The sequence below is a fragment of the Gemmatimonadota bacterium genome (assembly GCA_016712265.1).
Lineage (GTDB): Bacteria > Gemmatimonadota > Gemmatimonadetes > Gemmatimonadales > Gemmatimonadaceae > RBC101.
The window spans coordinates 264,733-284,862 of the sequence record JADJRJ010000029.1; the positions used below are offsets into that span (position 1 = coordinate 264,733).

17 protein-coding genes and 1 pseudogene are annotated in these 20,130 nt (G+C 66.9%); 1 reads left to right on the forward strand and 17 read right to left on the reverse strand.

What is annotated here, in order from left to right:
• Positions 1 to 14 precede the first annotated feature (14 nt).
• The 4 genes and pseudogenes from pckA to rpiB form a co-directional block, all read right to left on the reverse strand.
• Positions 15 to 1,595 carry a phosphoenolpyruvate carboxykinase (ATP) gene (gene pckA, locus IPK85_15000; GenBank protein MBK8248698.1) on the reverse strand — a complete coding sequence of 527 codons (1,581 nt, stop codon included), beginning with the start codon at positions 1,593 to 1,595 and terminating at the stop codon, positions 15 to 17.
• Between the two features lie 67 nt (positions 1,596 to 1,662).
• Positions 1,663 to 3,968: pseudogene (locus IPK85_15005) on the reverse strand (NADP-dependent malic enzyme).
• Positions 3,969 to 4,159: 191 nt separating this feature from the next.
• Complete coding sequence (locus tag IPK85_15010) at positions 4,160 to 5,578, reverse strand: peptidase dimerization domain-containing protein (GenBank protein MBK8248699.1); 1,419 nt, start codon at positions 5,576 to 5,578, stop codon at positions 4,160 to 4,162.
• Between the two features lie 55 nt (positions 5,579 to 5,633).
• Positions 5,634 to 6,272, reverse strand: coding sequence for a ribose 5-phosphate isomerase B (gene rpiB, locus IPK85_15015; GenBank protein MBK8248700.1), 639 nt, complete (start codon positions 6,270 to 6,272; stop codon positions 5,634 to 5,636).
• A 130-nt stretch (positions 6,273 to 6,402) separates the two neighbouring features.
• On the opposite strand from rpiB, the gene IPK85_15020 reads away from it, so the two are divergent.
• Positions 6,403 to 7,104: a hypothetical protein gene (locus IPK85_15020; GenBank protein MBK8248701.1), complete on the forward strand. Its 702-nt coding sequence runs from the start codon at positions 6,403 to 6,405 to the stop codon at positions 7,102 to 7,104.
• Here the strand turns inward: IPK85_15020 and IPK85_15025 are convergent.
• The 13 genes from IPK85_15025 to IPK85_15085 form a co-directional block, all read right to left on the reverse strand.
• Positions 7,101 to 7,970, reverse strand: coding sequence for a deoxyribonuclease IV (locus tag IPK85_15025; GenBank protein ID MBK8248702.1), 870 nt, complete (start codon positions 7,968 to 7,970; stop codon positions 7,101 to 7,103). The genes IPK85_15020 and IPK85_15025 overlap by 4 nt on opposite strands.
• A gap of 83 nt (positions 7,971 to 8,053) precedes the next feature.
• Positions 8,054 to 9,250 carry a peptidoglycan DD-metalloendopeptidase family protein gene (locus IPK85_15030; protein ID MBK8248703.1) on the reverse strand — a complete coding sequence of 399 codons (1,197 nt, stop codon included), beginning with the start codon at positions 9,248 to 9,250 and terminating at the stop codon, positions 8,054 to 8,056.
• Positions 9,247 to 10,098, reverse strand: coding sequence for an ABC transporter permease (locus tag IPK85_15035; GenBank protein ID MBK8248704.1), 852 nt, complete (start codon positions 10,096 to 10,098; stop codon positions 9,247 to 9,249). The genes IPK85_15030 and IPK85_15035 overlap by 4 nt, the downstream gene beginning before the upstream one ends.
• Positions 10,095 to 10,790: a cell division ATP-binding protein FtsE gene (gene ftsE, locus IPK85_15040; protein ID MBK8248705.1), complete on the reverse strand. Its 696-nt coding sequence runs from the start codon at positions 10,788 to 10,790 to the stop codon at positions 10,095 to 10,097. Before ftsE ends, IPK85_15035 begins: the two co-directional genes overlap by 4 nt.
• Before the next feature lie 94 nt (positions 10,791 to 10,884).
• Complete coding sequence (locus IPK85_15045; protein ID MBK8248706.1) at positions 10,885 to 11,178, reverse strand: hypothetical protein; 294 nt, start codon at positions 11,176 to 11,178, stop codon at positions 10,885 to 10,887.
• Positions 11,175 to 11,735, reverse strand: a complete 561-nt coding sequence (locus IPK85_15050) for a hypothetical protein (GenBank protein MBK8248707.1) — start codon at positions 11,733 to 11,735, stop codon at positions 11,175 to 11,177. Before IPK85_15050 ends, IPK85_15045 begins: the two co-directional genes overlap by 4 nt.
• A complete protein-coding gene (locus IPK85_15055) occupies positions 11,732 to 12,622 on the reverse strand; it encodes an ATP-binding protein (protein MBK8248708.1) in 891 nt (296 codons plus the stop codon). Before IPK85_15055 ends, IPK85_15050 begins: the two co-directional genes overlap by 4 nt.
• A complete protein-coding gene (locus tag IPK85_15060; GenBank protein MBK8248709.1) occupies positions 12,619 to 13,578 on the reverse strand; it encodes a carbohydrate kinase family protein in 960 nt (319 codons plus the stop codon). Before IPK85_15060 ends, IPK85_15055 begins: the two co-directional genes overlap by 4 nt.
• Positions 13,579 to 13,589: 11 nt before the next feature.
• On the reverse strand, positions 13,590 to 14,591 hold the full coding sequence (locus IPK85_15065; protein MBK8248710.1) for an ROK family protein: 1,002 nt from the start codon (positions 14,589 to 14,591) through the stop codon (positions 13,590 to 13,592).
• A gap of 48 nt (positions 14,592 to 14,639) precedes the next feature.
• Positions 14,640 to 15,416, reverse strand: a complete 777-nt coding sequence (locus IPK85_15070; GenBank protein ID MBK8248711.1) for a sulfite exporter TauE/SafE family protein — start codon at positions 15,414 to 15,416, stop codon at positions 14,640 to 14,642.
• A 5-nt stretch (positions 15,417 to 15,421) separates the two neighbouring features.
• Positions 15,422 to 16,423, reverse strand: a complete 1,002-nt coding sequence (locus IPK85_15075) for a glycosyltransferase family 9 protein (protein MBK8248712.1) — start codon at positions 16,421 to 16,423, stop codon at positions 15,422 to 15,424.
• A gap of 38 nt (positions 16,424 to 16,461) precedes the next feature.
• The gene (lepA, locus tag IPK85_15080; protein MBK8248713.1) at positions 16,462 to 18,258 is read right to left on the reverse strand and encodes an elongation factor 4; all 1,797 of its coding nucleotides are present in this window, start codon (positions 18,256 to 18,258) and stop codon (positions 16,462 to 16,464) included.
• A 105-nt stretch (positions 18,259 to 18,363) separates the two neighbouring features.
• The gene (locus tag IPK85_15085) at positions 18,364 to 20,031 is read right to left on the reverse strand and encodes a DUF4384 domain-containing protein (GenBank protein ID MBK8248714.1); all 1,668 of its coding nucleotides are present in this window, start codon (positions 20,029 to 20,031) and stop codon (positions 18,364 to 18,366) included.
• Positions 20,032 to 20,130 lie beyond the last annotated feature (99 nt).

A 20,130-nucleotide genomic window follows, 5' to 3' on the forward strand; every position in this document is an offset into this window, starting at 1 on the left:
GCCGTGCACGGCGCCTAACGGGCGCCGGGCCCGGCGGCGACGATCTTCGCGTCGACGTTTCCGAACTTCTCGAAGTTCTTGCGGAACATCTCGGCCAGCTTGTTTGCCTGCGCGTCGTAGCTGGCCCCGTCGGACCAGGTGGAGCGTGGGTTGAGCACGCCCGCGGGCACGTCTGGGACTTCGCTGGGAATGTTGAGCCCGAAGATCGGGTCCGTGAACGTCGTCACGGCGTCCAGCTTGCCCGAGAGCGCCGCGCGGACCATGGCCCGCGTATACGCGATCTTCATGCGCTTGCCGGTCCCGTAGGCGCCGCCGCTCCACCCGGTGTTGACCAGCCAGACCCGCGACCCATGCTGGTCGATCAGTCGGCCCAGCATTTCGGCATACTTGGTGGGGTGCCAGACCAGGAACACCGCGCCGAAGCACGAGGAAAAGGTGGCCTGCGGCTCCGTCACGCCGCGTTCCGTGCCCGCAACCTTCGCCGTGTAGCCCGACATGAAGTAGTACATCGCCTGGTCGCGCGAGAGGCGCGCGATTGGGGGCAACACACCGAAAGCATCCGCCGTGAGGAAGACGATGTTCTGGGGGTGGCCGGCGCGTCCGCTCGGGACATGGTTGCGGATGTAGTGCAGCGGGTACGACGCCCGCGTGTTTTCCGTGATGGACTGGTCGTCGAACTTCACCCGGCGCTTGTCGTCCAGGACCACGTTCTCCAGGACGGTGCCAAACATCTGCGTGGTTGCGAAGATGTCGGGTTCGGCCTCGGGCGACAGGTTGATCACCTTGGCGTAGCAGCCGCCTTCGTAGTTGAAGACGCCGGTGTCGGACCACCCGTGTTCGTCGTCGCCAATGAGTCCGCGCTCGGGGTCGGCGGACAGCGTCGTCTTGCCCGTGCCCGACAAGCCGAAGAAGAGGGCCACGTCGCCACCGGCGCCGACATTGGCGGAGCAGTGCATGGACAGCACGCCCGTCTTCGGCATCAGGTAGTTCATCACCGTGAACATCGCCTTCTTGAGTTCACCGGCGTAGCGGGTGCCGCCGATGAGGATGGTCCGGCGCGCCAGGTGCAGGACGATGAAGGTCCCGGTGCGGGTCCCGTGCCGGGCCGGGTCGGCCTGGAACTCCGGAGCGTGCAGCACCGTGAAGTTGGGGGCAAACGCGGCGAGGCCGGCAGCATCCGGGCGGATGAACATGTTCCGCACAAACGAGGCATGCCACGCGTTCGGCGTGACGTACCGGACGCTTAGTTGGTGGGCCGGGTCCGCGCCGCAATGGAGATCCTGGACAAACAGGTCCGACAGGCCATTGAGGTACGCCTGCACGTCACCCAACAGCAGGTCGAATTTCTCCTCGGCGAACGGCTGGTTCACCTTGCCCCAGTCGACGTCTGCCTCGGTCGAGCCCTCCTTGACCACGAACTTGTCGTTCGGCGAGCGCCCCGTGTGCGGCGCCGTGACCGCAACGAAGGGGCCCATGTCGGCGAGGGTGCCCTCGCCGCGGGCAATCGCCGCCTGAAAGAGTTCGGGGGCGACGAGGTTGACATGCACCGTGCCGGAGGGGTTCAGGCCCTGGCCGGCCAGGAGGTTTGAAGGCATTGGGAAACTCAGAAGGTCAGGAGTCAGATGTGCCGTCCACTCGCCCTCTAGGACGAGCGGAGTCGGCTCAGAGAAAAGAAAACGCCCGGGCGGTACCCGGTCGACCCGGCTGGCGGGTGGAGGAGGCTTTGTTCCGTTCCTGCGCGTCCATCACGGCGACGGCAGCCATGTTCACGATCTCCTGGATCTCGGCTCCCTGCTCCAGGATGTGGACCGGCTGGGCCATCCCCACCAGGATCGGGCCGATCGCTGTGGCCCCCCCCAGGTGGTGCAACAACTTGTAGGCGATGTTCCCCGCGCTCAAGTTCGGGAAAATGAGGACGTTCGCCGCTTCCTTGAGGGCGGAAAACGGGAACGCTTCCGCCAGCATCGCCCCATCCACCGCAGTATCGGCCTGCATTTCCCCGTCGACCATCAGCGTGGGGTCGGCTGCGCGGACCAGGGTGACTGCCCTGGCCACCCGTTCGGCTTCCGGCTGGCGTACCGAGCCGAAGTTCGAATAGGAGAGCATGGCCACCTTCGGGTCCTGCCCGAAGAGCCGGACAATCCGGCAGGCGGCGAGCGCGATCTGGGCGAGCTGCTCTGACGTGGGCTCCGCGTTGACGGTCGTGTCTCCGCAAAAAATCACCTGCTTGTCGAAGACCAGCATGTACATCCCTGCGACGACCCCAGTCGGGGGTTGGCCCCGATCACCTGGAGCGCTGGACGCAGGGCCTCCGGGTACGTGGTGGTCATGCCGGTGAGGAGGGCGTCTGCGTCGCCGCGGTTGACCATGACCCCGCCGAAGTAGTTCCCGTTGAACACCAGCCGCTGGGCCTCCGCGAGAGAGAGCCCCTTCCGTTGGCGTCGCTCCCAAAGGTCGTGCGCATACGCCTCGCGCCGCGGAGAACGCGCGGGGTCCTCGATCGCGATTTCGTCGAGCGGGATGCCATCCGCGGCCGCCCGGCGTCGAATCGTATCCTCGTTGCCGAGGAGGATGGGGGACGCGATCCCTTCGTCGACCATGATCCGGGCGGCGCGGATCATCTTGCGGGCCTCCCCTTCAGGGAGGACCAGGCGCTTGGGGTCGGCCGTGGCGCGGTTGATGATGCCGCGCATGATCCCCCGGGCGCGGCCGAGCCGGCTTTCCAGGGAATGCCGATATTCCTCGAGGTCGATGAACTCGCGCGCCACGCCACTCGCAACGGCCGCCCACGCGACGGCTGGGGCGACCCAGAGCAGGGCGCGTGGGTCAAAGGGGAAGGGAATCAGGTACTCGCGCCCGAACTTCACCTTGCGAAGCCCGTAGAGCGCCGACACCGAATCCGGCACGTCTTCCCGCGCCAGCGCCGCGAGCGCGCGGGTGGCGGCCATCTTCATTTCCTCGTTGACCTCGGTCGCGCGTGCATCGAGGGCACCGCGGAAGATGAACGGGAAGCCGAGGACGTTGTTGACCTGGTTGGGATAGTCGCTGCGCCCGGTGGCCACGATGGCGTCGTCGCGGACCGCCTTCACCTCTTCGGGGAGGATCTCGGGGGTCGGGTTGGCGAGCGCGAAAATGATCGGGTTGGGGCCCATCACGGCGACCATCTCACGGTTCATCGCCCCCGCCGCAGACAAGCCGACGAACACATCGGCACCGACCAGGGCCTCGTGCAGCGTGCGCGCCGGGGTGTCGTTGGCGAAGCGCGCCTTGTAGGGGTCCATGTGATCTGCGCGGCCCTGGTAGATTACGCCGGCCTTGTCGCACATGATCAGGTGCTCGCGTTTCACACCGAGTCGCACATAGTGCTCGGCACTCGCGATGGCCGACGCCCCGGCCCCACTGAACACCACGCGCACCTCGCCGATCTTCTTCTCCACCACGTCGAGGGCGTTGAGCAGCGCTGCCCCCGAGATGATCGCGGTTCCATGCTGGTCGTCGTGGAAGACCGGGATCTTCATGGTCTTCCGCAACGTCTCCTCGATGTAAAAACAATCGGGGGCCTTGATGTCCTCGAGGTTGATCCCCCCGACCGTCGGTTCGAGGAGCTGGCAGAACCGGATCACGTCGTCCGGATTCTCCGACCCCACCTCCAGGTCAAAGACATCAATGTCGGCAAACTGCTTGAAGAGATTGCCCTTGCCCTCCATCACCGGCTTGCCGGCGAGTGCGCCGATGTTCCCCAAGCCCAGTACGGCCGTCCCGTTGGTGACCACGGCGACCAGATTCCCCCGGGCCGTGTAGCGATAGGCGTCGTCCGGGTTCTTGTGGATCTCCAGGCAGGGCTCTGCGACCCCGGGGGAATAGGCGAGGGCCAGGTCGCGCGAATTCGTCAGCGGCTTGGTCGGGACGACGGCGATCTTCCCGGGACGGGGATTCGCGTGGTAGTCGAGGGCGTCTTTGCGCTTCATGGCCTGCAATCTACAAGACCGTGCGGCGCGGGCGGCACGAGTCCGGGGCGGCACGGGTCACCGCCGGTCCGGTCCGAAACGCCTGTCCCCCGTGCCGCTCGTGCTACTCGTGCTACTCGTGCTACTCGTGCTTCGCCCTCGAGAGCCCGCGGCGCGGGTCGCCGCATGTCCACCCGCCACGCCCACTCTCCTCAGGGAACCACCGGCACCGGATACGCCTTTCGCAACGCCTCGACGTAGTCCGCGAATAACGACTTCGTCCCCGCGAACTCCTGCTTCACCCGCGACCGAAACTCGGCGTCCGTGGCAAAGTCATGGAGCAACGCGGCCATCCCCATCGCGTCAAACCGGAAGCCGGTGTGCCCGATCTCGTTGAGGGCGTCCGTCTCCATCTCGTAGGTATGAAAACCGCCCGACGACGAAAACGCGCTGAACCCGACCCCAGGGATGTCCCGTGATACCGAGCCGGTTTCCTCCCAGCCCTGCGGTTTCTGCGGTTCCGCCACGACCTGCGTGGAGCCGAACTTTTTCAGGTACGCAAACGCCACCTCGTTCAGCGCGCCCACCGAGATCCCGTCGCGCATGCTGCCGTATGGCTCGATGGTGACCTTGGTCCCGGTCGCGAGTGCGGCGCCGCGCGCGGCGTTGTCGATCAACTCGCGGATCTGGGCGAGGTACACTTCGTCGGGGTAGCGGATGTAGAAGTCCGCCACGGCGCGATCCGGAACGACGTTAGGCGCCTTGCCTCCCTCAGGGATGATCCCCTGGATCCGCGCCTCGGGACGGATGCTCTTGCGCAGTCCGTCCACGTTGTTGAAGAATCGCACCACCGCGGACAGCGCATCGCGGCCCTCCCACGACATCATCTGGTGCGCCGGCGCACCGGTGAACACATAGCGGACCCCATCGATGTTGAGGCAACACGTCCCGAACCCCGGGGCCGGCCGCTGGGTGTTCACGGACGAGTGGGACCGCACGAACACGTCGACCCCGGTAAAGACCCCCTTCTCATGCATCAGGGTCTTGGACGGCGGGGGCATCATCTCTTCGGCGGGGGTCCCAATCACCGTCACCGTGCCAGGCGTCCGGGTCTTCGTCAGGAACTCCGCGACCGCGATGGCGGCGGCCATCCCCACGGGCCCCTGGGCGCTGTGCTGGTCGCCGTGGTAGTCCCGCACCGTCCCACGCAGCGCATCGTACTCGAGGATCACGCCGAGGTTCGGGCCGGGGGTCCCCTTGTTGTACCGGGCGACAAAGGCCGTGCTGAGCCCGGCCACCCCCATCTCCACCGTGAAGTCATGTGCGGTCAGGTAGTCGGCCAGGATTTTCACCGACCGCGTTTCCTTGAAGCCGATCTCGGGATGCTTGGTGATGTCGTCGCTCATCGCCTGCAGCTCGGTGTCCCAGAGCGCCTTCGCACGGGCGATGACGGCATCGCGAGACGGGCTGGCGCGACTCGTCAGGCGGGTGGCGAGCGCCGCGGCGTCAACCGTCTTGTGCAACTCCGCCATGCGTCGCACGACATCGGCGGCAGCGGCGCGTTGGGTCGGTGTCTCTTGCGCGACGAGGGCCAGCGGCAGGAGGCAGAGGGTCAGGATCTGTGTTCGCATGGGCCAAGCCTCGCGCGCCGCTCGGCGCGGCGCAAGCGCGTTCGCCGACGCGGAACTACCGGCGCCGATCGAGGGCGTCGACCTTGTCCACCCGGGCTTGGTGGCGCCCCCCGCCGAAGGGGGTGCGCAAGAAGGTGTCAACAACGTCCAGCGCCAGCCGTGTGCCCAGTAGCCCGGCGCCGAGGGTAAGCACGTTGGCGTTGTTGTGTTCCCGGGCGTTGGCGGCCGTGGTGACGTCGTGGCAGGCCGCCGCGCGGGCGCCAGGAATCTTGTTGGCCGCCATGCAGCTACCGATCCCGGCACCGTCAATCATGATTCCGAACCGCGCCTGGCCCGAGGCCACGGCGTGCGCGACCGCCGCCGCGAAGTCCGGGTAGTCGACGGCCGCCGTGCCAAAGGTCCCGACGTCGCTCACCTCATGGCCGGCCGTCCGAAGGTGCGCAACAAGGGTGTCCTTCAGTGCAACACCTCCGTGGTCTGCGCCCACCACTATAGCGGCGGGTCCCGTAAGGGCCGAGGGAGGCGAAGGCACAACCGGGGATAGCCTCACCTCGAGCGAGACGCCCAGGGCGGACGCCGCGTCTCTGGCGGCTGGTGTCACGATGGCTCCGGCGGGGTCCAGGGACCTCTGGCCGGCCTTGGCGGCCTGCCGAACCTCCTTCTCCGTGAGCACACGCCGTCGCAAAGTGGCCATGCCGGCCAAGTTAGGAGGCGACCAAACCGTCGGCCAGTTCGGCGACCCCTGTCGGGGGTTCACCTACGGTGGCACGGATTGTGACGTGGTCACACCATCGTAACGGTCGTGTCTCACACGAATGCCCCGCATGCCATCCGTCCTGAAGCCTTGGCTCTACGCCATGCTAGCGCTCGACCTGAGCGTTCTCGTCGCCCACGTGGCGATGGGAACCGCCGCAGATGGCACCCTGACGTTTTTTGATGTCACGCGGGACGGCGGACTGGCCGAGGTGGTCGGCTACGCCAAGCTCGCCCTCGTCATCGGGATGCTCGGGAGTCGCGCATTTCGCTTGAAGGACTGGAGTTTCACCGTGTGGACTGCCCTGTGCACCACCTTACTCCTGGATGACATCGTTGGGGTGCACGAGCAGATGGGGGTCGCCATTGCGAGGGGACTCGGGCTTCCCCGGTTCCTGCTGCACCTCCGCGGGCGTGACGTGGGCGAGATCATCTATCTCGCCGGTGTGTCCTCGGTGACCCTGCTTGTCCTGGCACTCGCGTGGCGACGGGCGAGTCGCAATGTGCGACGCGCGAACCTCGACCTCGTGCTTGCCGCAGGCGTCGTCGCGATGTGCGGTATCGGGTTTGACGCACTGCATGAAGGGTGGCGCTCGCCGCGCGCCCCACGCGAGTTCCTCGCGTTACTCGAGGACTATGGCGAACTGGTGGCAATGACCGGAATGGTGGCCGCCGCCCATGCGGCGTCTGCCAGTGGATTGTCCCGTCCGGCCGCTTGGGTCCGGGTGCGGGAGCGCGTGCTGGACGCCCTGCCCGCGCCGCGCGCGGCCTAACCGCCGGCCGCCTCCCTCAGAAGCGCAAGCATCCGGCGGTCGTTGGTCACCTCGTCCGTCCCCTTGGGTGTTTCAATCACCTTGGGGATCGGGGTCAGGCGCTCGTCCGCCATGATGCGGCGAAAGGCGTGGAGGCCAATGGCCCCTTCGCCGATCAGCTCGTGACGGTCCTTTCGGGAGCCGAGGGGCGCCTTGGAGTCGTTGAGGTGCAGGAGGCCGAGCCGGTCGAGGCCAATGGTGCCGTCGAACGACTGCCACACATCGTCCCAGTGATCGCGCAGGTCGTAGCCGGCGGCAAAGACGTGCGCGGTGTCCAGGCAGACGCCAACTCGCGCTTGCAGCGATCGGGGGAGCGCGTCGAGGAGGAGTGCCATCTCCTCGAACGACGAACCGATGGATGTCCCGCTACCCGCCGTGAGTTCCATCAAGAGCCGCACGCGGCCCGGCACCGCCTCCAGGGCCAGGGTGATCGCCGCGACGTTGCGGGCGATCCCGCTGGCGCGGTCGTCCATGAAGTTCCCCGGGTGGCTCACGAGGGCGTGCAACCCGAGGGCCTCGCATCGTCGCAACTCACTCGTGAAGCTGATCAGTGAACGGACCCAGAGGACGGGATCTGGCGAGGCGAGGTTGATCAGGTAGGAGTCGTGCGCGTTGGTGAACGCGATCGGCGACTCCGCGAGGGCGCATCGGAACGCGTCGCGCTCCTCCTCCTCGATGGCTGGCTCCTTCCACTGGTTGGAGGTCTTGGTGAAGATCTGCATGGCCGTCGCGCCGATGGCCTGCGCCCGGGCGATGCCGGTCGACACCCCACCCGCAACGGAGACGTGGGCACCGAGAGGCGCAAGGGGACGTGGGGGCACAGGCAGGGCGGCGTCGCGAGGTGTCCCGACAAGTCTACTGCGCCCGATGCGCGATCTGGAAACCTGCGACCTGTCGCCCGGGGGGCAGGTTACTGCCGTCGCAGCCAACCTAGCGGATCCGTCGCGCGCCCCTTCGGACGAATCTCGAAATGCAGGTGCGGGGGCATGTCCGGGTCGGCGGCACCGACTCCGCCGATCACCTGGCCCTTCGTCACTTGCTGGTCCACGCGCACATCCGCACGACTCAACGAGCCATAGACAGAGTAGTCACCGCCCCCGTGTTGGACGATGATGGTGAGCCCGTACGTCCCGATGGGCTGCACGTACGTGACCGTTCCAGCGGCCACAGAACGCACCGCGGTCCCTGAGGGCGCACCAATTCCCACCCCGTTCCAGCGGACCGCCGTGTTGTTCGGGTTGATCACCCGACCGAACGAGTAGAGAATGTCGCCGTCGACCGGCCAGTCCAGCCGCCCGAGGTCGGTGGTCTTGAGTGTGCTCGCCGATGGGGCAGGGGCATTGGGTCGTGCCTCGTTGCGCCGTCGCGTGTCCTCCATGCTCGCCAACAGCTGGCCCAGGCGCTGCTCATCGCGCTGGATGCGCGCGAGACGTTCGCGTACCTGCTGCTCGGTCTGCTGCACCTCCTGCAGGGAACGCTGTCGCTGCCCCTGCATGGAGCGCAGTCGGGTCTCTTCTTGCGCCTTCTCCCCGCGGTTCCTCTCGATCTCGGTCTGGAGCCGCACTAACAGGGTGCGCTGCGCGTCGATTTCCTCGTAGAGGCGTTCGACGTTCTTGACCGCCGCCTTGTCGTTGAGGGTGAGCTCATGCAGGTACTTGTATCGGCCCACGAGCTCGCCGAACGACCGCGCCGAGAGCAGCGCCTCCGTGGTGTACATCGGGCCGCGCTTGTAGATGTCCATCAATCGCTGCTTGAGCGAGCCACGCTTGCGGCTGACCTCCTGCTCGGCCCGTTGCAGCGTTTCTTCAGAGGCCTGCACATCGCGATTGATCTCGACGAGCTGGACGTCGAGCTGCCGCACGAGCCGTGCGGTCGCGTCGGCCTGGCGTCGGAGGTTGGTCGCTTCCTCACTGAGGTCGTGGGCCTTCCCCTGGAGTTCACCGAGTCGCTTCTGCAGGTCTGCGCGTTCCTTGCGGATGGCCTCCAGCTCATTCTGCTGCTGGCGCAGACGCTGCTCCGCCGTTTGGGCGTTCGCCGCCCCCGGGAGGAGGGCGGCGATGACCAGCGTACGCGCCAGGCGGCACACGCCGCGCCGTACCGGCGTCATGACACGTGCCGGATCTGTCGTCCGACGGAGATCGCGCTCCCGGCCACGCCAATCACCGCGCCGCCCAGGAGGCCAAGCATCGCGAGGCCTGGGGCGAAGAACTCGGTCTGGATGAAGTACTTGCTGATGACCAGGCTCGCGATCCATGTGAGGGCGAGCGCCAAGGCACCACCCAGGACCCCCTTGATGAATCCCTCGATGAGGAATGGGCGACGGATGAAGCCGTCGGTCGCTCCCACTAGTCGCATGATGGAGATCTCGCGGGCGCGGGCCATCACGGCCATGCGAATCGTCGCACTGATGATGATCACCGCGACGGCGGCAAAGGCCAGCCCGAGGATGATCCCGGCGGCCGTCGCGATGTTGCGGATCGTGTAGAGCTTCTGGATCCATTCGGCGCCAAAGCGCACGTCGTTCACGAAGTTGAACCCGCGAAGGCGTTGCGCCACCTCAGCCACCTTCACCGGGTCCCGGGATCCCTCACGCAGCTGAATGTCCAGCGAACCCGGCAGGAACCCGGCTTCGAAGACGTCCCGGAATTCCCTGAGCTCTTCGCGCGCCCGGTCGAGGGCCTGCTCCGGGCTCACGTACTCCACCCGCGCCACTTCCGGGTATGAGCCGATGACCTGCATGGCGTCGGCCACCGCTTCGGCACTGACCCCTTCCTCCAGGAATCCACGGATCTCAACGCGTGACTCCACTTGCTCGAGCGCACTTCGCAAGTTGATCGCCACCAGCGAAAAGAGCCCAAAGGCAAACAGGGAAAAGGCGATCGTCGTGATGGACAGGACGGAGAGCATCGGGGCCCGCCGGAACCCGATCATCGCTTCTCGGAGCGCGAGGCTCATGGGGTGAGCTCCGGGGCGCGGCCCTTGTCGTCGTTCGTATCGTAGACCACCTGGCCGCGGTTGATCTCGAGCACGCGGAGGTTCTCGCGTTTCACGAGCTCCAGGTTGTGGGTGGCCATCACCACCGCTGTCCCGGCGGCATTGATCTCCCGCAGCAGCTGGAAGACGCCACGCGTGGCGCGGTCGTCGAGGTTCCCCGTCGGTTCGTCCGCGACGAGCACGAACGGGTCGTTCACGAGGGCGCGTGCGATCGCGACGCGTTGCTGTTCGCCACCACTCAGCTCCCGCGGCACGTTCGTCGCCTTGGACGCCAGCCCCACCTGCGTGAGCAGCCGGGCGACCTTGGGCCGGATCTTGTCGCGCGGAGTACCGATCACTTCCAGCGCAAACGCGACGTTGGCCTCAATACTCCGGTCCTCGAGGAGCCGGAAGTCCTGGAACACTACGCCCAGCTTGCGGCGTAGCAGCGAAATCGCCTTGCGCTTCACCCCGGTGGAGTGCGTGCCGCTGACCATGACGTCTCCCTTGGTCGGCAGCTCGTCCATGTAGATGAGCTTGAGGATCGAGCTCTTCCCGGCACCACTCGGTCCCGTGAGGAAGACAAACTCGCCACGGTTGACGGCAAACGAGACGTCGTTGAGGGCGACGCCCGTGCGGGGGTATTCCTTGTGAACGTGCGAGAAACGAATCACACGACGGTCCGGTCGTTGCGAGGGTTCAGGCGAGCGAGGTCGCTCCCACCCTCGGACACTTTGACCGACGAAAAGGTAACGGGCCGCGGCGTGCTCAGGTCGGGGCGCGGGGCGGGGGACGCTTCTCGAGGCGGATCACCTCGGAGACGCTGACCCCGCTCACGTCGCGAATGACCACCGCCCCGCGAGGCACAGCGTCATCGTACCGGACCTCGACCATTTCCTTGCGTCGCGGGCCCACGAGGTACACGAGCTCCCCGTCCTCGATCAACCGGGCCACCGCTTCCTCGGTACGCAGGCTGGCGAGCGGGCCGCGCTCCGGGTCGCCACGACGAGTGGCGACAAATCCCACCACATGGAGTGGCGGGGTGGAGCGCAGGAGGCTCATGAGGCCTGGGGGAGGGCCACCCGCCCGTCGTCGCGCCGCACGACCAATCGTCGTGACGAGAGCTGGCTCACGACTTCTTCCCACGGGACCAACGGCTCACCGAGTTCGTCCTCGATCTCCTGGACCTGCACCGACCCACGCTGGCGTACCACGTGCCAGGCACGACGGGCACCGTCGTCGAGGGTCCCCACGAGGTGCACGTTCCCCGACGGGTCCTGGACGAGGGCGGCGAGGTCGTAGCGCTCGAGGACCGCCTCGATAGCCTCGAGGTACGGCTCGTGGAGGCCACGGATCAGGAAGTACGTGCGCGGCCGACCGTCCGCCCGCTGCTGGGCATCCAGCAGCTTGCCGACGATCTCGTCGGCGCACGAAAAGTCGAGCAGCGTGACATGCGAAAAATCGATCACCGTAACGTTGGGCTCGGGGAGCCCGACCAACGCCTCCTCGATGGCGCGACGCACGGTCGCACCCGTCGGACGGGTGACCAGGTTGGAATACAGCTCGCAGACCGTGCGGCGAAGCACGGAGCTGACGTCGATGGCGATGTGGTAGGTCAACCCTTGGCCACCCGTTCCGGAATCGTGATTTGCACCTGAGATCCGGGGAAGGGCGCGAGCCCTTCCCGGAGCGCGATATCCTCGTCCCACGATGGGATGAGCGCAATCCGTGCTGTGCCGCTGCGGATGGCCAGCTTGCCATCCCATTTTCCCACGTACCGTCGGACGCCGGCGAGTCCCTGGCCGCGGCCCGGGTCCCGAAAGCGACTGACGCCACGCAACATCGCGTCTTCGAGTGCCATCCCGTCGTCCCAACGGTCGCTGAGCTTGCGGCCCTGCGCTGACTCCAGCGAGCGCCGAAACCCGATTCCGCCGTCGCAGACGGCGATCACCACGACCCGTCGCCCCAACCGCTGGCGGTACCGATAGGTCTGCACCGCCACCCACCCGGTCGTCTGGGCGTGCTCGACGATGTTCTGGCAAACTTCAGAAAGCGTCATGGCAAACCGCATCGTCGCCATCGGGTCCAGGTGCAACTCGTTGACGAGGATCGTCTGCGCCTTCGACTGGATCTTTTCCACCACTTCGTGCACGTCATCGCTCTTCGCGACCGGCGTGATCTCGAGCAGTACCTGCGACTCCCCGGCGTGGCCGCGTGGCCGCGGGACGTGGCCGTGCATCTCGAAGACGCGCTCGGCGTGTTCATAGAAGCCGGCCCGTTGCCAGTAGCTCGCCGTCTCCTCGGTCTCGGGCCCAGCGAACGAGGCCCGCTCCGCGCGCGACTGCGCGATGGTGAGCAAGGCCGTCAGTCCATACGGCGATGCCCATCGCGTGTGACGCGCATCCACGAGCACCTTCTGGTCCGCGGGAAGCGGCGCCAGCTGGTCCAGCACCGTTTCAAGGGTCTGGTCGTCGAGGGATGGTGGAACGGTGATGACCGTTGTCACGTGGGGATCAACTCGCCGCGAAGATGGTGCGCAAGCCCGGAGGCTCCATGGAACTCGACGTTGCGCGCCGCGGCCGTGTGGGCGGTGTGTAACGCGACCGAAAACGTATCACCACAGAGCAGTCGCGAGAAGAGTGTGGCACCAAACACATCACCGCATCCCGTGGGGTCGCCATCTGTCCCCTTGACACGCGCCGCGTGCGCGTGCACTAGCGCCGTTTGCACTGGCCCCGACACAAAGGCGGCACGATCGCGTGTCGCGAGGTCGGACAGCCGCGAGAAGTGTGGCGCATTCACGAACACCGCACCGCGTGCACCGAGCGTGACGATCAACGACGTCACCCCCGCATTCATCGCGCGGGCGGCGAGCGCCATCGGGTCGTCGGCCATCATCCGCATCTCCTCCTCGTTCACCTGGAGCAGGTCCATACAGCGCAGCCAGCCATCGACGTTGGGGATCGGCTCCCACGTGCGCAACCCATCGGGCTGCACGGCGAGGAACAGCGAATGCAGGTCGCAGTAGATCGGCCCGCGAAAGTGCTGCCGGATCAATTGCATCACCTCGAGGTCCAGCTCGAAGCCGCTCAGGAGGTTCACGTAGAGCGCGTCGAGGTCCGCGAGGAGCGGCTTGAGGCCGAGCCAGTGCCACGGTGGCACGCCGCCGGTCAAGACCTCGGAACGGCGCTCGTCATCCAGGTAGCGCAGTGTCACCCGGTTGTTAGGCTGCTCGACCTCGATCGGGTGGGCGTCTGGGGCCACCCGCCGCAACGTGCGCAGGAACTGGCACGCGCGTGGCCACAGATCGCGCCCGACTTTGGCCAGCGGGACCACCTGCCAGTCACTAGTCAGCGCGGCGTCAAACCCGGAGAGCGCGTAGGTCACCCCCCCCCATTCCTCCACGGGGCGACGCCCCGGGTCTCGTCCGTGGATGATGTCCCACACGAACGAGCCAATCACCCCGACCCGCTTCACACCGCGCCGAGGGCCTGTTGCCGAAACGTCGCCACCGCGCCCACCACGCCGGCCGTCCCTGGCAGGGACCCCGGCACAATGCGGCAAGCTTCCACCGCCGCGCGAAACGCCCGCCGCCGCACCTCGCGTCGCATCGGCTCGAACAGTGAATCCCCGGCCTGCGTCACCCCACCCGCGATGACGACGACATCGGGGTTGAAGATGTTCAACAAGTTGGCGATCCCCGTGCCGAGGAATCGGGCGGTCTCGCGCACCACATCGAGCGCCGTGTCATCCCCTGCCTGGGCGGCGGCATACACCGTCGCGGCGGTGAGAATGGACAGGTCGCCGTTCACCATGGCGTAGAGCCGCGACGACGTGTCGTCGCCCATGGCCTCGCGCGCTCGATCCGCGATCGACGGCCCGGACGCATACGCCTCCAGGCACCCATAGTTGCCGCACTTGCAGCGTCGGCCCGTCAGGTCGATGGTCGTATGCCCGATCTCTCCTGCGACGTCGGAGACGCCGTGGTACAGTCGGCCGTCCAGGATCAGCCCGCCGCCAATCCCTGTCCCGATCGTCATGCCAACCACGTTGCGCCCCCCGCGGGCCGCGCCGAGCCACCATTCTCCCAGCGTCGCGCAATTGGCGTCATTGTCCAGCGTGGCCTGCAGTCCAACCCGCTCGGCGATCACCGCACGCAGTGGAAAGTTGGTCCATCCAAGGTTCGGCGTCGTGAGCACCACCCCGGCCTCCCGATCGAGCGGGCCCGGGGCGCCCACCCCCACGCCGAGGCATGCCGACCGCTTGGCTCCGGTGGCCGCAATTGTCTCGGCAATCACGGTGTCGATCATCCGCACCATGCGGTCCACCACGGCGTCTGCCCCCTGACCCGACCGGGTAGGCTCGGAACGCATCGCGTACTCCCGCGATCCGTCTTCGCTCAAAGAGCCGACCACGATGTTGGTGCCGCCGAGGTCGACACCCACGATGAACTTCCCGGCTTTGCGGCTTGTCATCCGTCGAAGTGAAGGGCAGGGACGCGCGCGGAACGCGCTGGCCCCAATCTAGCCGATCACGCCGAGAGAGCGAGCGATCACCATGGCTCCGAGCACGAGGATGAGCACGGCGAACCCCTGCTTGATGCGCCGCTGTGGCACATACCGAACAAGACGTGTCCCGGCGAGCGCCCCGAGCGCCGCCACACCGGTAAACGCGCTGACGAGGGGCCAATCGATCGCCACCGTCCCAACGTAGCCAACGAATCCCGCCAGGGCGTTCATCGTGATGATCAGGAGGGACGACCCCACGGCGACCTTCACGGGCACCCGTGCGAGGATCACGAGCGCCGGCACAATCACGAAGCCGCCGCCAGCACCGATCAGCGACGTCAGCATCCCGACGCCCAGGGCCTGGGCGCCGAGCAGGGGCGAAAACACTGGGCGGAGCTCCTCGACCGGGGCGTCGCGCGCGGGCGTGCGGGCGGCGTCCCTGAGCATCAACACGGCCGCGGTCAGCGCGAATGCCATGAACAGTCCGAGCTGCACGCGTTCGGGCACGAGGTGCGCCAGGCGTGCAGTGACGAAGGCTCCCAGCATCGCGAAACCGCCGAACGGCAGGGCGATGCGGGGACTGACGGTTCCCTGTCGCCAGTGACCCAGAAAGCCGACGAAGGCCGCCATACCCACCACGGCCAGGCTCATCGCCACCGCGGGTTTGGTCGGGACCTGAAAGACATAGAGGAAAATCGGGAGCGCCAGGATCGATCCGCCGCCTCCGAGCAGTCCCAGCACCACGCCAACGGCAAGGGGAAGGAGGAGCCCGGCGATTCCGTGGGCGAGCAGTGCGGTCACGCCGTCACCCGGGCGAGCGCGTCCACGACCTGGGGCACCGTCACTTCGGTCATGCAACGAAAGTGGCCCAACGGACAGGTCGGTGGCCCGTGTCGGTGACACGGTCGGCAGGTGAGCGTGCGGTGCTCCACGACGACGTGGCGTGTCGCGAGCGGGCCAAAGCCGAAGCTTGGTGACGTCGGCCCGAAGATCGCCACCGTTGGTGTGTCCGTGGCCGTGGCCAGGTGGAGCGGCAGTGAATCGTTGGTGACAACCGCGCGACAGCGACCGATGAGGGCGGCCGACGCCAGCAGGGGGAGCCGTCCCGTGGCATCGATGGCGTGCGGGGCTGCCGCCACCACCTCGGCGGCGAGGGCCGCGTCATCGCGCGACCCGATCACCACGGGACGCAGCCCACGCAGTGCGCCGGCCAGTTCGGCGTAGTGGGGCCAGCGCTTGGTTCCCCAGATGCTGCCCGGGGCGAGGGCCACCAGCGGTTCGTGCAACGCGCCCTGCGATTGCAGCAAGGATTCAGCCGCCGCGAGGTCGGTCCCGGCAGGCATGAGGTGCGGCCGCAGGTCATCGGCCGTCGGGGGCATGTCTCCCGCGAGCCGCCAGAGCCGCTCGGCGTGGTGCATGCCCTCAGGCGTGCTGAGGGCTGTCGTGTACCAGATGCGCCCGGTCGACGTGGCCAGGCCCACGCGATGGTGGTAGCCAGCGGCGCGGGCCAGGGCGCCGGTCCGGTGCGAGCCCTGGGCGAGGTAGGCGACGGCGTCCCCGGCATGCGTGGACAGCGCGTTCGCCATCCGAACAAACCCGCCAATGCCGGCATCGGCGCCGCGCTTGTCGTACACCACCAGGCGCGCCACATCGGGATGCCCCTGGAGCAGGGCGGCGGCGCCGGGGGTGGTCACCACGGTGACCGGTCCCCGTTGGGCCAGGCGCCGCACCAACGGGGTCGTTAGCACCACGTCGCCGAGGAACGACGTCTGAATCACCAGGGACGGGGTGGCGCGCATGTGCGGGGAATCTCCCGTCGCTGACGCCGGCGCGCCAGTTAGTCGACCTGCAAGACCGCCAGGAAGGCCTCCTGCGGGATTTCGACACTCCCCACGCTCTTCATGCGCTTCTTGCCTTCCTTCTGCTTCTCCAGGAGCTTGCGCTTGCGCGAGATGTCGCCGCCATAACATTTCGCGAGCACGTCCTTGCGCAGGGCTTTCACCGTGGTCCGGGCAATGATCTTCGTGCCGATCGCCGCCTGGATGATCACCTCGAAGAGCTGGCGCGGGATCAACTCCTTCAACTTGTCGGCGATCTTGCGCCCCCAGTCGTAGGACTTGTCCGTGTGGATGATCACGGAGAACGCGTCCAGCACGTCGCCGTTGATCAGCATGTCGAGCTTCACGAGCTTCCCCGGCCGGTAGTCGGCCATCTCGTAGTCGAGCGAGGCGTAGCCGCGGGAGATCGTCTTGAGTCGGTCGTAGAAGTCGAGGATGATCTCGGCGAGCGGAAACTCCCAGTCAAACTCGACGCGCGTGGTGTCGATGTACCGCATCCCGTTGTACACCCCCCGACGTTCGGTCCCCAGCGTCATGATCGGGCCGATGTACTCCGTCGGTGAGACGATGCGCGCTTTCACATACGGCTCCTCGATCCGCTCGATTTCTGCGGGGGCGGGGAGCTTCGCGGGGTTTTCGATCAACGCCATTTCGCCGTCCGTGCGATACACGTGGTATTCCACGTTCGGCACGGTGGTGACGAGGTCGAGGTTGAACTCGCGTTCGAGGCGCTCCTGCACGATCTCCATGTGCAGGAGGCCGAGGAACCCGCAACGGAAGCCGAAGCCGAGGGCGGTGGAGGTCTCGGGTTCGTAGTTGAGGGAGGCGTCGTTGAGCTTGAGCTTGGAGAGCGCGTCGCGCAGGGCCTCGTACTGCGTGGTCTCCGTCGGGTAGATCCCGGCGAACACCATCGAGTGCACGTCCTTGTAGCCGGGCAGGGGCTCCGGGGCCTTGTTGACCGCGTCGAAGATGGTGTCGCCGGCGCGCGTCTCCTGCACCGTGCGGACGTTGGCCAGGACGTACCCAACTTCGCCGGCGGTGAGCACCTCGGCCTTCACCTGGCGGAGCTGCAGGTACCCCACCTCGCTCACCTCATACTGGGCATCGTTTGCCCCAAAGGTGATCTTCATCCCGGGCTTGATCGCCCCGTCCACCACGCGGATCGACGGGATGGCGCCGCGATACCGATCGTAATACGAGTCGAAGATCAGGGCCCGCAGTGGGGCGTCGGGCTCGCCCTTCGGCGGAGGCACGCGCTTGACAATGGCCTCCAGCAGGGCGGGGATGCCCAGGCCTTCCTTGGCGCTCACCAGGAGGATGTCGTCCGGGTCCACGCCGATCAGGTCGTGCACCTCCTGCTTGCGGCGCTCGGGTTCTGCGCCCGGCAGGTCGATCTTGTTCAGGACCGGGATGATCTCCAGTCCGGCGTCCAGGGCGAGGAACAGGTTGGACAGCGTCTGCGCCTGGATGCCCTGCGACGCATCAACGACCAGAATGGCCCCCTCGCAGGCGGCCAGCGATCGCGACACCTCGTAGGTAAAGTCGACGTGCCCGGGGGTGTCGATGAGGTTCAACTCGTACGACTGTCCGCTCGGAGCGGTGTACCCCATCCGGACCGCGTTCAGCTTGATGGTGATGCCGCGTTCCCGCTCGAGGTCGAGCGTGTCCAGTACCTGGGCCTTCATCGCGCGCTTCTCCAGCGTCGCCGTCGCCTCGATGAGCCGGTCGGCAAGGGTCGACTTGCCGTGGTCGATGTGGGCGACGATGCAAAAGTTGCGAATCTGGTCGAGCTTCACGAGTAGCCTGCGGTGCGGGGACTTGGGACAGCCCACCAATCTAGCAGAAGGGGTCCCGCGCGTTCAGCGCAGGACCCCTTCGTCGCCCGAATGGCGATGTTGCAGCTACTGCGGCTTCTTCTCGCTGCCGGAGGACCCCGAGGTGCCGGAGCTGCTCGACCCGCTCGGCGGGATCGGGGGCGCGCTCGTGCCCGTGGTGCCGCTCGAGCCCGATGTGCTGGTCGAGATCGGTGCAGGGGTGCTCGACCCGGTGTACACCTGGCCGCCCATTGGGCGCCCATCCCCACCGAATGATGCGGGCGGGCTGTACATGCCGCCGCCGCTGGTCCCGCTGTTCCAGCGGGGGCCTCCATCGGAGGAGCGGATCATCGGGACAAAGCCGGAGTTCCGGCCCGGCTCCCGATCGAACATGGGCGAGCCCATGCGGGGCGGCGGCCCGATGTCATTCCGACCGATGGGCCGGCCAGGCATGTCCTCACCGCGAGCGACGGCGGTGCGGCGTCCACCGAGCGACGGCATGCGATCCACCGGGTCGCGTGGCGGGGCGTCGAACGACCGCGGCGGCCGCACCCAGTCAATCGTGGGCTGCGGGGCATTCTCGATCGTCGGCCGATCAGGCATTGGGATCGGGCCGCTGGCGTTGGCTCCCGGCGCACTGATCGGCGTGGCCCCATTGTCCGTGCGGTTGGCACCGCGCATCGCGCGAAGCGCGCGCGACGGGATCGAGAAGGAAAGGTCGTCCCGGTCGTTCCAGGTCCCCGGAACCGGGTTCGGCCGATCCATCATGATGTGCGGGCCGTTGGCATTCTGGCCGTCCGCGTTGGTTCCTTTGTCAACGTTTGGCCGCGAGATCGAGTCGGGGGCCCACGGGTTGACCGGCGGACTGTCCAGCGGAGGAGCGACCGGCGGTACGCCGGTCGTCCCCGTGGTGGCCACCTGAGTTGGGGTGAGGCCGCACCCATACCCGGTCGCGCCGTAGAAGAAGTACGGCACCCCGAGTCCCCACATCCCGAGCGTTGGCATCAGGCAGTTGAAGTTCGGCGAGCAGCCATTCCAGCCGCCATAGCTGGAGACGGGGTCGTATTCGTCGAACATCAGGCCGCGGTTCCACCATCCGGCTCTGGGCGTGCGCCACATGGCGGAGCCCATGTTCCCATAGCCGCAGTAGCTGCTGGTCGTCACGAAGGTCGGTTGGTCGACCGAGTAATACTCCAGGTCATAGTCGAATTCGGCGGCGTCGCCGTACGCGACTACACGAGCGAAGCGTTGGATGACGCGGTACGGGTCACCGTTGTAGCGCGAGACAGGCGCGCTCCGTGGCACTCCAGTGACCCACGCAGAAAAGTCATTGGATCGCAGGCGAGTCAGGTCCATCGGGGTGCGGCTGGCGATGGCGAAGACGTAGCCGGTGGCCCCGGGATACTCACCGGAGGCGAAGGTCGCACCGCCCAGGCGATTGGACCGGATGAAGTTGTCCTCGCCGCCCTTCACTTCGGCGGCGCGAGTCCGGCCGGCGGGGAAGAGCACAGTGAGGCGCCCGTCATTATCCACGCGCGCCACGACGACGAAGGCGTCCTCCTCAACCCGGAATCCCACACGGATCGGTTGGCCCCAGCTGGCCACGCGCTGGTCGAGCCACACCTTCACGGCCGGCGGGTCGCCGTCCAGGGGATCCAGCGAGCGGACCACATCGTTCCAGCGCACGGTGTTCTGCGCGAGCAGCGGGGCGGCCAACAAGGCCCCCAGGCCCATCGCGAATCTCAAGCGTCGCATGGTTTGATCTCCCTCTCCGTGTGGTGTTCGACGACTACCCCGTCTTTCAGGTACGTCCCCGGACCGCCTCTCTAAGGTATCGGTCGGCGCCCGATGCGC